Here is a 13,529-nt window from a genome sequence, read left to right as displayed (position 1 = left end):
GGATCGTTCAAGAATTTCGCTGCATCTTGCGACAATTTTGCAAAATCCAGACTGTCTCAGACCGTTTCCGTCACCGCCGCACGCGATGGGAAGCTGGAATTGAGCCAGTGGCGGGTCGTGACCTTATATCCGGCGGAGCAATGAATGGCGACAAACTGGTTGAGGGTCCGCCTGTCCAGAATAAGAGCGCCTGCCGGCAGGCCATCCGCCTCCTCCGCCACCATGACCTGCACAAAGGCGCGGGTGACGAGGCCGGGACCGGTGGACAGCCAGGCGATTTCGGAATCGCCCCGGTTGATCGCCGTCACCGCCAATTCCAGCGCCCGCACCATCACCGAATGGCGCGGGACAGCCGCCATCACGTCATTCGCCAGCGTGCCGATATCCTCCTGATAGACGACCAGGCGCGCTTCCTTCGGCAGCATCTCGTCCAAGGGCTTGATGCAGCGATCATCGGCATCGACATAAATGCCGCCGCTGGCCACCAGCCAGGCAAGGCGGAATATATCCGCCTTCTGCGCCGGCTCGCGGCAGCGGCTGAAGGCGTGCAGCACCGGCGCCGCGAAATGCTTGCCCAGAAAAGCCGCTGCCGACCGGCTGTCGAAGACCTGAATCTCATAGCCGGGATTCAGGAGGCTCCAGCTTTGCATGAGCTTCTGAACGTCATCGGGTACCGGCGCCCTGTCCCAGAACTGCGCGATCGTGCGGGGTATGCCGCCCTCGCCGGAGGGGCGATGGTCCAAAGCACCGGCCTGACGCATGGCAAGAAGCAGGCTGAAAGCGGCGGCCGTATTATCTGGATTGTACCGCGCGATGAGGCGCAGCACAGAAGCCCGCCCGGCAGGCACCAGGGGCTGCAAGGCGCCCACCGCCCCGGCCAGGGTCTGATCGATCGTCAATTCGTTGATGATCTGCCCAAAAAAGGTCTGGGAGACGTTCACCGATTTCCGACGCAGGCGGTTGTAATAGGCGTCGAGTTTGGACGCGGCCTGCAAATGCACGCGCGCGCCCGCGAAGTCGCTGCTCATGATCTTCACCCGCGTCAGATCCTTGAGCGGACTGGGATCGGTGGGATCGAATTCCGTCGCATGGGTATAACGCGTTATCGCGGCCGCAAGACGGTTGCGGTTTTCCTCATACAGGCCCCAGCAGCGTTCCAGCACGGATTGTTCCAGCCGCCCGGCGGGCCGCATGCCCTTGAGAGATGCCTCGATCGCGGCATCATCCCCGAACAGGATCTCCGTGTAGAAGCGCTCGTAGAATATCCAGAAATTGTCAGGATGGGCCTCGGATGCTGCGCGGGCGGTCTCCAGCGCCTCATGGTAGCGGCCGGACTGACGCAGCAGCATGATCAGCTTGACCAGGAAACCCAGCGGGACTTCCTGGCTCAGCCGCAGGGTCTCGATGAGGTCGATCGCCTCGTCGGTTCGCCCAAGACTGCCCAAAACGGTCAATAGCCCCAGGGTGAAGGACGGCTCACCCGGCCGCGCGGCGCGCGCGCGCTCGAACAGCAGCTTCGCCTCCTCGATATCATTCCGCGCGATCAGCCGATCCGCCAGCAGGGCCACCGCGTCCACATGGAACGGATGCATGGCCAGCACCTGCTGCAGATGGGCGTCGCATTCGGCATGAAGGCCCAGGCGATGCTCGTCCTGCGCCATTTCCATGATGAGATCGGCGCTGGCCGAATGGGCAGGATAGGCTTGTCCCAGCGCCGCCAAAGCGGCTTCGCGGTTGCCCGCCTGACGCTCGGTCTGCGCCAGATTGCGGGCCACATTGAGATCATGCGGATCGCGTTCGAGCAGGCCGCGGGCAATCGCCCGCGCCTCATCAAAACGGCCAGCCTCGCGATATTCCTGCGCCAATTCCAGTTGCGGCCAGGACTCGCCCGGCGCGCAGCGCGCCGCTTCCTCAAAGAATTCCAGGGACTTGCGCTTGTTGCCACTGGCCCGCGCGCAGTAGCCCGCACCGATCAGCGCCATGATAGTGCCGGGCTGGCTTTCCAGAACGGCGGCGTAATGCGCCTCAGCCTCGTCCGCCCGGCCGAGATCGCGCAAATCAGCCGCGGCCTCCAGGCGCGGCCAGATGGCGGCGCCATCCTGCGCCACGACCGCGAGGAAAAACTCCAGCGAGGCCCCTGCCCCCTTCTGCGTGCGGAGGATTTGCCCGATGCCGATCTGCGCCTCATCGAAGCCCGGATCGAGCGCCACGATCTCCTGATAGACCTGCCTGGCGTCATCCAGCCGATCGAGCGCCATCAGCTCGATCGCGACGTCTCGTTTGCGCCAGATATCCTGCGGCAGATGACCGGCGACTGTCTGGAAATGTGCGAGCGCCGCCTGGCGGTCGCCCAGCCCGCGCGCGCTTTGCCCAAGCGCGATCAGCGCCTGTGGCTGGCCAGGCTCCAGCGCCAGCACTGCCTCGCAAACCGCCTGCGCCTCCGCGAACTCGCCGAGCGCCATGAGGTCGTCGACTACGTCGAGCTTGCGCCAGATATCCTGCGGCAGACGGTCGGCGGCATAGCGAAAATAGGCGAGTGCGGCCAAACGGTCCCCTATCCGGCGCGCGCCCTGGCCGAGCGCGATGAGCGCCTGCGGCTGCTCGGGTTCCAGCGCCAGCACCGCCTCGCAGACCGCCTTGGCCTCATCGACCTGGTCGAGCGCCAGAAGCTCGTCCGCCACATCAAGCTTCCGCCAGATATCCTCAGGCAGGGCCTCGGCCGCCGACCGGAAATATCCGAGGGCGGCAAGGCGGTCCCCGGTCTCCCGTGCGCTTTGGCCGAGCGCGACCAGCGCTTGTGGGGTCTCTACTTCCAAGGCCGGTCTCTCACGCTGGCGTCCCACCGTCTCATTCCATAGACGGATAGATAGCAAGCCTTCCTGGCCTTTGCGAGTGCCGGGTTGCGGGCCCCGGCGCCGCACTCACCCGGCGCGCTTTGCCGACGCGATTGGATATGGCATCGCCAGACGGCGGGTAGCGGCTATGCGACGATCTCGACCGACGCGTCATTTGACCGGCAAGACGCTATGACACGAAAACGACGCGGCTACCTTGATGCGGTGCAGCTTTGGCAACACTACATTCTCTAGCCATTTCTTGTCCGCTTGCCGCCACGCCGCAAGACGGCAAAGTCAAGGTTGCCGATTGCCTCGGGCAGTATGTCAACAATCTCAAAATATTTGGACCATTCTCTCGTCACATGCTCATGCGTCTGAGCGGTATTTCGATAGTATGTTGCGTCTTCAATTTTACCATCAAGCGCCAAGTCGATCTTATCGGCATGAATGCCGTCCTCACGCCATTTTGTAAAATAGTTTTCGTTATTCCAAACTGAGGACCAGGCGACGGCTGCCGGACCACCGAAACTCATAAGCACAATGCCTCCTGGGCGTACGATCCTCGCCAGCTCGGCTAACCAAAGCAACTGCACGTCCAAGGGAAGATGGGTCATCACTGATATGGAGAAAACGGCATCAACCGAAGCATCTGCCAACTGGCATGGCGGAAGCAGGGGAGATGCAACAAATTTTCCTTTGCGAAGATTATTTGTCGCCCAATCAATATTCTCGGCATCAATATCCATTCCGATAATATTTGCGCCAGGCCACTCCCGAATGAAGTGCCGCGTGACACGACCGTGGCCACAGCCCCAGTCCAAAATAGTTGCCCCATCTCCCCGTATGCCGTAGCGATTGAGCAAATCACGAATGACGTGATACGCATTATAGCCCGTCAGAGAAACGCTCCGCGTATCGGACCATGTCTGGACCCTCGTCAACTGAGTGCCATCGTGGGGAAAGCCGATAGAGGTTCCGAAGTCGCGCGGTATCCAAACCCGCCCATAAGGCTCTGGAAAGTTCTTTTGTGGCCCCCTTGAATATTTGAACCTAAACGAAAACGGATCTGCCCCATAGGCACTGGCCGCAAGATCAATCGTCAGGAGAAAGTCAGAAAACACGGCATTGGGCCAGTACCAAAAATGGCTCTCCCAACCGGGTGCCTCAAGCGGATATTGAAAATCAAAGACGACGCCGGGCTGAAATTCGACCCGCAGTGCGGATGGATCACCGTCTGGCGGCAAATGCGAACCAACAATAGTTAGCTTGGCACCATCGAATGACATATAGGGAACGCCAAAAAATGGGCGATTGTGAAGTGCCAGAATATCCGCAGCCGAAACCCCGGCGCTGTTGCAGGCAGGTAGACGAGGCGGAACCGCGATCGATGCTATCGTGTCGCCGTAAATGTCGACAACAGACGCAATACCGTCGGGCGCCCCGTCAGCCGGCGGAGGAGGAAGATCACAGCGAAAAATGCGATTGGTCGACCCGTCCAACGGCTTTGACGGCACTTTTGCCCAGTCACGACCATCGTAGCGAACACTGACATCCCCCGTCAGAATACCGGATGACGAAACCCCTCTTAACGTCCCGCGCTGATCAATGCTCAGTGAAAGATGGTCAGATGTCTGCAGCAGCATCATTATTATTCCTTACGACAGTGAGGAGAAAATTTCAGCCGCGGGTATGGAGACGGTTGGACAGATCCAGATATGCCAGGTTATTCGGATCAAGCTGCAGCGCACTGGAGACGGCAATCAGAGCCTCGCCAAATTGGCCGGATGCCTCTCGCAAAATAGCAGCCCAATACCACAGGTTTGCGTGGTCTCGGATGCTCCGGAGCGCGGTCTCTGCTACTAGGGACGCAACAGCCGACTGCCCATCTTGGATTAAACTGTAAATATACAGTTCCTGGATGGCTCCGTTCCAAGGTGCGACTTCCACGGCTCTCGATAACACTTTAACCGCCTCCCCAAGCCGGCCCGTGGCGAGGCGACACCTGGCGGCCAATGCCAGAGCGCCAATACTGTCAGGTGCGGCCGTTAAGGCTGCCTCTGCAAAGGGAGCTGCTTTGGCATGATCCCCGGCAGCCTCGAAAATCACCGCGGCTGAATAAGCATGTACAGAATTCTGCAAAAGGTTGTGTTCCTCCTTTTGCATAATGTCTGCAGCTGCAACGGGCTCCCCCCCCGCCAACAGGTTAAGAGCACGCAGCACACTCTTGCCCAGATCACCGGAGTGGTCCGTCAGATAGAGCCAATCATAGCTATGAGTCTGATGGTCAGTCTCAAAGGCAACAAGACGGCGCTCTGCGACTTCGCTGATAACGACATCCGGTTCCCAATCATCCACAGCGTCCAACATGACGCGGGTCGTTGTTCCCATCGTCAGAAAGTCAGAAAAGCTACGTGCAAGGTATGGAGACAGGTCGGTCATGAAAGAATCCCGAAAGGCGAGCACACGCCCGACCGGGATATCCGGCATATGGGTAACCGTCGTCGTCTGTCGTTGTGCCCCGTGGCGCTCAAGGACACGGTCGGGCTCTCGGCCATCGAAAGAGACAATCGGTATTTCGGAACGTCGCTCGGGTTCGCATTGTGAACCCAAGTCACCGAAGCTATTGCGAAAGGTAAAGCGCGTAGCACTTGTTGGAATGATTTGACATGGAATCGAAGTGGCCATGACTTTCATAATTTCTTGATAGGCTACTCCGCTGCCAAATGTTGTCCAATGCGAGTCGGTGCGCTGATAAACCTCGAGACCGCCTCTGGAAGCACGAAGCGCCTCTACGGGATAAACGAACCGCACTCCGGGTATATCGCCCATCGCAGCCAGAAACACCTGGCCCGGCGTTTGGTAGGGACCGGGATAGTCATCCGGCAAGTCCTCGAAATGGATCGACGCGGCATCGGGCGGAATGATGAAGACGTAAGGAATTCCACGAGACGACAACTCTCGCCCGCGCCGGACAAGGGTCGCACGCCACTGGACGAGAAGCGAAGGCGGGAGGGCGCTGCCATTGATGAACCGACCCAGGTCAAAACCCTCTTGTCGGCCCAGGAAGAGGCGTCCACCTCGACCTTCCACAACAGCGCCGACAGCACCGACGAGGGCAGTCACGCTTCCGCTGCCCGGAGAGAAAGCCTCGTTATTCTATCATATAGTTCCCCCACCGATTCTGCTGGAGAAGCATCCGCTTCGACCAGGGCGAGGTGAAGCCGCTTTTCAATTCTGGACAGAAGGACTGAATGGCCAAGGGAATCCCAACCTGGAACATCGGCGCATCGCGTATCACGCGTGATTAATTTTGGTGAAAGATCAAATGTTCCCGCGACCAATTCTGCGAAATTCGAAAACGGGGTTACTGACATAGTCGTCATACTCTCATCTCCTCAGCGTATCGCCTCCCATTCTCATATCGGCTTAACTTGCCGCTGGTCGTCTTAACCAACACTCCCGGCGGCCTGATGGCGACGTGGTGCAGTGTAAGGCCTAGAATGTCGAATACGGCGCGGCTGACGGAACGCGTAAGGGCCGGGTGGTCGAAGAACTCTGACGAGGACTCCGCAAGCACAACTGCTCCCTCGCTGCCGGCAGAGGCCTTTTCTACGGAAAATGCAACAGCCCTCCCCGCCTTGATACCCGGCACCGAGGAGACGATCGCCTCTATGTCATGGGCGTAGAAGTTGCGGCCATTGACGATAATGAGATCCTTCAAGCGGCCCGAAATATATAATTGGCCTTCATACACAAACCCAAGATCACCGGTCTTGTACCAAGACCCGTCCATGCACGCCACTGAAGCCGCTTTATCTTGATGATAGCCAGAAAATGCCGAACTGCTGAGCACCTGAACTTCACCAACCATGACGACCTCTGGATCTGCACGATGAAAAAACCCAGGTAAAGCAGCAAGCAAGTTGAAACGACGCCCCTGGGTTGGCACAACCCGTATTGAGGTTCCTTCAACCGGTAAGCCACACGAAACAAATCTAAGAGCGTCAGGCGTTCGGTCGCGCACTACAACGACCTGGGAGTCCTCTCTGAAGCGCTCGGCATCCACAGAAAGGATAAGGGGCCGCGATCCGACGTCTGATTGCGTAACAGCAAAAACTGTTTCTGCCATGGCATAGCAAGTGGTGACAGCGCCCGCACGAAGGCCATGCTTGGAAAAGCGGTTTTGGAAGGTTTCCAATGTATCCGCCCGGCAAGGTTCCGAACAATCCACAAACGCTCTTACCGTCGAAAGGTCATAGTCAGAGGCATCGTCAGCGGTGTTAACCAAATGGGCGAAAGCAAAATTCGGCAACCAGCAGAATGAGGCCTTGAAGCGTGCTATCGCCAAGAGGATCATGTCTGGTTGCACGAGCCAGTCGAAAGGATCCATGGCAACGACCAGACAGTTCAGGGACAGTGGCATGATGAAGCCCGTCACAAGTCCCATATCGTGGTAAAGCGGCAACCAGGATGCGACAACGTCGTCACCGGACATCGCCAAGCAATCAGAATACGCCTGAACCTGACGGCGCAACTGGCCATGCGTAAGGATCACCCCCTTTTTAAGACCTGTCGTCCCTGAACTGTGCTGAAGCAATGCGGGAATATCATCATGATCGACGTCGTCGAGATCAGGTAAAGAACCTACAGTTACGGGAAGGGGAGCATCGACATCCAGAAGCGGCACCGAGGCGTCCAGCACGTTCCGGAGATCGTCCATGAGTTCGGCAGGCGCTACGACGACGGCCGGCGAAATTCGCGCCAAGACTTCACGGTGACTTGCCCAATACAGATTCGGATCCTGCTTTGATGTCGGACGAGGGATGAAACATGCCACCAGCCCCGCGCGCATTGCGCCAAGATAAGACGCATAGCCGTTGAGACCATGCTTTGCGACTATGACGGCAACTGCACTCCCGGGCCGGTCGTTAGGCGGGCGAAAACCAGAAAAGGCTCCTGCCCAGCGTGTCATCATTGCGTCAAGTTCGCCATATGAGACCTGTTGCCAGCCGTCACGTGAATACAAGACAAGGCTCGGCTTGTAAGGCTTGTCTTGCCCGGCAAGAACAACCGATCTGATAACCGAATTGGTTTTCATGTGCAGTGCTCCCTTACGGCGCTGCCGTGAAGAGATGGTTTTGGCCTTCTTGTTTTCGGGATCACGGAAACTTCCTCGTGAGTCGCAGTGTCCGTGGGCAAGGCTTTACCGAAAGTGGATTCCACGAACTTGGAATTGAATATTTCTTCCCATCCGCCGGCGTTGGGAACAAGGCTATTGCGAACGCGCCCTCTAAAATCGGAGACCCTGCCTGCAGCGGTTCTTATGGCTTCCGAGACTGATTCAATTGATAACTCGCATGGAACAATATTGGCGCAAATAGATACCAGCTCGGAGGCTGATCTATTTTCATAGGTATTGGTCACAACCAGCGATCCGGTGGTGGCGAATTCAAACGGCATGACGCTCGGGTGCGGAGCATACATGAGGCTGAGGCCAATATCCATGGACCCACACATGCTTGCATAATCGGTTTCGGATTGCTTCTCCCGCAGAATAATTTCGTGGCCTTCACCGAGGCGAACCGGCGGAAGCTTGCTGAGCGCGCCGACACCTTCAAAGCGCCACTCGGGACCGAAGAAGTTTTCCTTGCAAAGGCGCCTGAGTGCCAAAACAGCTATCTCGAACACGTTGCGCGCCGCATGGGCTTCAGGCCGAGCATAGATGACAAGCAGGCGCGTGGACCGCGACGACATGGCGGCCACGCTTTGGCGCGGCAGCTGCATGATGCGATGCTCAAAGACAACATATTTCGAACGAACACTGTTTTTGTCATTATTTGAAAAGACGCCGAGACCACGCGCCATGAAATACTTGCAAAGCATGGCACTATTTATGATCGCGTAATGTGGAATGCGGTAGATCGCTTCGAGAAGCGCTCGGTGAGAGCCGTTATCGTGGAAAACCGGCTCGTATTCCTGCGTCAGAAAAAACGGCAGGGGGTGTTTCGTGTTCGCAGCCAGGCGCGCGCACAATGGCAGATCCCAAGCCGAATAGGCCATGAACAGATCGAAAGCCGAATAGGACGACGTTGCGATCTCAGTCAAACGCATGACAGAAACCGTGGAAAACGCGGCTCGGACTGCAGCGGAACCTTCGCGCAACAGAAAGTATTGCAAATTGGGTTCGTCTTGCACGCAGACAATTTTGACTTTGAACTTGGCTTTGACAAGCGCGACGACAAGCCAAAGGACCGTACGATAGCCCCCAAACATGATATCCGGATTCAAAGTCGGTAAGACGATCCAGACCGTGGCAGGGCCTTGGGCGGTCGCGTCGAACTGCGGCACTCCATGGTTCGGATTGAGGCGGTTTTCGAGCTCCTCCGCTTTAGAAAGCAGCGTCGGCGACGTCACGCCCGGCATCCGCGCTTCCAGGGCCTGCGTGAGATTGAACCGGGGCAGGCGCCCCTCCGAACGTCCCGTATAAAGATAATGGAAAAAACCAGACGGCAACCAGCCCTCGGAGCATGCGGCTTGGATATCCAGGTAAAACGCCCGATACCAGCGCTCATCGAACCACTTGTTCGGAGAATATCCTAGTGCAGCACCGAAGTTGAGATAATGGGCAAGCGGATCATCGCATTCCACATCTACCAAGTAAGTACGGCGGTAAAATTCCCCATCGAATGCGGCGCGCACGACTCCCATTTCATCATCAAGACCTTGCTGCGGAGGGCGAGATTCGATTTGGTAGCCCAGCCGCCTTCCATAAGCGTTGTAATGGGCTAGTGGCGTGAGACAGGGAAAGGCCGCCAGGAAGGCCGCAGCGGCCGGATTGATCCGCAGATAGGTGTCGTCATCCAAGATCGAGACTGGTGTCTCATGATCTTGCTGAATAGAAGCAGTGCCTTGTGCGGCTAGAACGGGATTTGGCCAACGTCCACTGTCCAGGCCATGCCGTATGAAATGGACAAAGCCGGACACCAGCCCCTGGGCCTCGACAGCAAGCTCGACATCTGGGTAGGTCGCCAGATACCATGATTCGTCGAAGAAAGCATTTGGGCTGAGCGCGCTGCACCGCTTGCTGAAATAGAGCTTGGCCACGTCCATGTCAGAGACCTGGGCATCGCAGACACCAAGAGCGATCATCTGGGCACGCAGGCGGCTGAGGTCCATAGACTGCGCAACAGCTTCGATGTGCTGAGCATCTAAGATATGACCCAAGGCGATCATAGCGATTTGCGTGACTTTTTTTTCAAAATGATTATGCAACTTCTAGCTCCAATACGGAGAAAATATCGCCGATGCCGATCACTTCCAGGAAGTCACAAATCGTCTCACAATCCATATTTTGAAATATAGTTTGTGGAATTTCAGATTTTTATAATCCATTCCAACATGAGGCACAAAATAATGACCGGAATATATTTGTCCAACCAGTCACATCATGGCAATTTTAGTGATACATCAACATTACAATAAATCGAAACGAATAAGATTAATATCAACCAACTCGTCATCCGCGTGATGCCAAAGCATCTTCTCCTCAGAAAAAACCTTAACGAGTCGTAAAGCGAAATAAAATTAGTCTTGCGGTCAGCCGGCCTAGCCCAGGCAAGCGGGCGGGTTTGCCAAAAATGGCATGCAATCAAAGCCTTGCGGCTAGCGATCTTGCAGCGCAGCAGACAGAAGTATTACGCCGACAGGACGAATCCCTCATCGGGCCGGTCGCGAGGCCGGAAAGCTCCGGAATTTGTGATCCTGGGACGTGACGACGCGGCCGAAACTTGGCTAAAAACGCGCGATATCGCCAAAAAGCCGGGTTCGCCGGCTTGGCTAACAGCCCGCGGGATCAGCCCGCGCGGGTTGGACGGAGATTATGGGAGATGCGAAGCGCGCGCCGGCATCGCCGGCGCGGCAAAAACCCTTGGCCTGGCGGCCCTCAGGCCTGGCGCAGCAGTCTTTCCGTATCGTCGGGAGACAGCGCGGCGCGCGCTGCCTCGGCGGTTGAGACAAGAACGGCGGCCGCGGCATTGGCATAGGCCATCGCCTGTTCCAGTTCCGTCCCCCGCGCGAGTTGAGCCGCCAGCGCCCCCACAAAGGCATCGCCCGCGCCATGGGTGCTGACGAGAGCAACCCGGTGAGCGGCGATCGACGTGCCACGCCCGGCGGTGTGAAGCGCCAGACCGTCACCGCCAGCCGTGACAATGACGGCGGGCACAAGCGCACTCAATTCCGCCGCCGCCGTGACGGCGGACGACAGATCCTCAACCGCGCGACTGCCGAGCATCTCAGCCTCCACCGCATTGACGATCAGGATATCGATGAGCGCCAGCAGGCCAGGCGCCAAGGCGCGCGCCGGCGCCGCGTTGATCACAACGCGGGCGCCCCGCGCACGGGCCGCGCGCGCCACGATCAGATTGGCGGCTTCCGGCACTTCGTTCTGTAGAACCAGAATACCGTCCGGGCCAAGCTCGGCCACACCAGCCAGAATATCCGCCTCGGCAATCAGCGCATTGCTGCCGGTCACGATAATGGCACCGTAATCGCCGGCAGGGTCACTGATCGCCACGCTCATGCCGGAACCGGTCTTGCCGCGCGCAACGAAGCGGGTATCGACGCGCGATGAGGCGAGGTTATCCAGAAGCCGGCCGCCGAATTCATCCTCTCCAATGCAGGCCACCATGGCCGTCGCCGCGCCATGCCGGGCGGCTTCAACAGCCTGATTACCGCCCTTGCCGCCGCATTTGGTCATCCAGTGGCTGCCGGGAAAGGTTTCGCCCGTGCGCGGCAGCCGGTCGCTCTGCACCAGGATGTCGTAATGCAGGCTGCCCACGACCAGAACATCGATCGCCATGATGCGTTACCGTTCCCGTTTGGCGGCAACCGCCGCTGTTGTGCGTTCAAGGTTCCGCTCGGCAATGTCATAGGCTTTGGCTGCGATGGCGGCGAAGACCGCATCCATCACGGTCAGCTGCGCCACGCGCGCGGCGGCGTTCTCACCCAGCAGAGGGGAGCCACGGGCCGTGGAGCACAGAACAAGGTCGACAGCGTCGACGAGCGGGGAATGGGCGTAATTGCTGACGGCGATCGTCGTCGCACCACGACGGCGCGCCTCACGCATGCCGTCGATGACGGCGCTGGTGCGGCCCGAATGCGAGAAGGCAATCGCGATATCGCCGGGCTCCAGAAGGGAGGCCGACATCAGCATCATATGGGCATCGTCATAGACGGTGCTGCGCAGGCCGATGCGGAGGAATTTATGCGAGACGTCGCGCGCGATCTGCGCGGAACCGCCGATACCGTACAGGTCGCGGCGTGGCGCGGCTGAAATGGCATCGACGACCTTGGCGAAGGTCTCCAGGTCGATGATCGCCAGGGTCTCGTGCAGCGCCTGAATGGCCGTGTTGAAGACCTTGCGCATGATATCGGCCTGATTGTCCTCAGGCCCGATTTCCTTATGCAGGGCAGCACTGGGCTGCGCGTTATACGCGCTGACCTGCTCCCGAAAATCCCGAAAGCCGGCGAAACCGAACTTCTTGGCGGTCTTCACCACCATGGCCTCAGATACGCCGGCCTGCTCGGCGACATAGGTGAGCGGCGTGGTCTCCTCGAACCCTTCCTCGAAAGCCACATCGAGGATGCGGTTTTCGAGGGGGGTTAGCATCGGCCTCAAGGCACGAAGGCGGGCCCCGACCGTGGATGGCTCGGCCGGGGTCTCGCTCATGCGCGGCCCCGGGTGAAGCGGTCAACGAGCATCGCGGCGATGATGATGATGCCGGTCGCGAGAAGCTGGTAGAAGGCCTGGACGTCCATCAAAGTGAGCCCGTTGCGCATCGCCCCAAGCACCAGCGCTCCGAGCAGGGTGCCGACAATACTCCCCTTCCCGCCCATGAGCGAGGCGCCACCGATGGCCGACGCCGCGATGGCGTCAAGCTCCCAAAGATTGCCCAGCACGGGCTCGGCCGCGCCCAGGCGGCCGATCAGGATGATACCGGCGATGAAGGCCAGGGCGCCCGACAGCATATAGGTCGTGATCTTGGTGCGCGCGATGGGCACACCGGCAACCCGCGCCGCTTCCTCATTGCCGCCGACCGCCAGGATATATTCGCCGATCGGCGCCTTGCGCAGCAGCAGCCAGCCGATCACCGACAGAACCGCGACGATGATCACCGGCACCGGCACGATGCCGATATAGGCGTTGAAGACGTGCCGGAAGCCGTTCGGCAGGCCCAAAATTGGGTTGCCGCCGGTGAAGATCAGGGCCAGCGCCCGATACAGGCTCAGCGTGCCGAGCGTGACGATGAAGGGCTGCAGGCCGGCGAAGGAGATCAGCGCACCATTGACGAAGCCGCACAGCAGGCCGACGCCGAGACCGGCCAGCAGCGAGATGGGCAGCGGCACGCCCGACGTCATCAGCATGGCCGTCAGAACGGCCGAAAGTGCGGCCGTGGGCCCCACCGACAAATCGATGCCGCCGGAAATGATGACCAGCGTCATACCGATGGCGACGCAGGCATTGATGCTGGACTGCTGCAGGATGTTGATGAGGTTATGGGTCGTCAGGAAGTCCGGCGCCAGCACGGCGAAGACAATGGCGATGGCGACGAGACCGAACAGCGTCCCGGCGTCGCGCAGGTTGAAGGCAACCAGACGATGACGCTTCGCATCCGTCATGGGGAGAGTTCCTTG

The 13,529-nt window shown here is 58.7% G+C and carries 8 protein-coding genes; all 8 read right to left on the bottom strand.

The window, feature by feature from the left end; translation table 11 throughout:
• Positions 1 to 56: 56 nt before the first annotated feature.
• A complete protein-coding gene (locus tag ASILVAE211_RS00360; protein WP_227319303.1) occupies positions 57 to 2,816 on the bottom strand; it encodes a tetratricopeptide repeat protein in 2,760 nt (919 codons plus the stop codon).
• 269 nt (positions 2,817 to 3,085) lie between these two features.
• Positions 3,086 to 4,483 carry a class I SAM-dependent methyltransferase gene (locus ASILVAE211_RS00355; protein ID WP_227319302.1) on the bottom strand — a complete coding sequence of 466 codons (1,398 nt, stop codon included), beginning with the start codon at positions 4,481 to 4,483 and terminating at the stop codon, positions 3,086 to 3,088.
• A 31-nt stretch (positions 4,484 to 4,514) separates the two neighbouring features.
• Positions 4,515 to 5,960, bottom strand: coding sequence for a tetratricopeptide repeat protein (locus ASILVAE211_RS00350; RefSeq protein WP_227319301.1), 1,446 nt, complete (start codon positions 5,958 to 5,960; stop codon positions 4,515 to 4,517).
• A gap of 256 nt (positions 5,961 to 6,216) precedes the next feature.
• Positions 6,217 to 7,935 (bottom strand): AMP-binding protein, encoded by a 1,719-nt coding sequence (locus tag ASILVAE211_RS00345; RefSeq protein WP_227319300.1) that lies wholly within the window; start codon positions 7,933 to 7,935, stop codon positions 6,217 to 6,219.
• On the bottom strand, positions 7,932 to 10,109 hold the full coding sequence (locus tag ASILVAE211_RS00340; protein WP_227319299.1) for a rhamnosyltransferase WsaF family glycosyltransferase: 2,178 nt from the start codon (positions 10,107 to 10,109) through the stop codon (positions 7,932 to 7,934). The genes ASILVAE211_RS00345 and ASILVAE211_RS00340 overlap by 4 nt, the downstream gene beginning before the upstream one ends.
• A gap of 670 nt (positions 10,110 to 10,779) precedes the next feature.
• Positions 10,780 to 11,694: a PfkB family carbohydrate kinase gene (locus ASILVAE211_RS00335; protein WP_227319298.1), complete on the bottom strand. Its 915-nt coding sequence runs from the start codon at positions 11,692 to 11,694 to the stop codon at positions 10,780 to 10,782.
• 6 nt (positions 11,695 to 11,700) lie between these two features.
• Positions 11,701 to 12,564 (bottom strand): SIS domain-containing protein, encoded by an 864-nt coding sequence (locus ASILVAE211_RS00330; RefSeq protein ID WP_227319297.1) that lies wholly within the window; start codon positions 12,562 to 12,564, stop codon positions 11,701 to 11,703.
• Entirely contained in the window at positions 12,561 to 13,514 is a 954-nt protein-coding gene (locus tag ASILVAE211_RS00325; protein WP_227319296.1) for an ABC transporter permease, read from the bottom strand. Before ASILVAE211_RS00325 ends, ASILVAE211_RS00330 begins: the two co-directional genes overlap by 4 nt.
• Positions 13,515 to 13,529: the final 15 nt, after the last annotated feature.

It is taken from the genome of Acidisoma silvae (assembly GCF_020618775.1).
Taxonomy (GTDB): domain Bacteria; phylum Pseudomonadota; class Alphaproteobacteria; order Acetobacterales; family Acetobacteraceae; genus Acidisoma; species Acidisoma silvae.
Note: the sequence above shows the minus strand (reverse complement) of the source record. Positions and strands in the feature narration are given on the sequence as shown.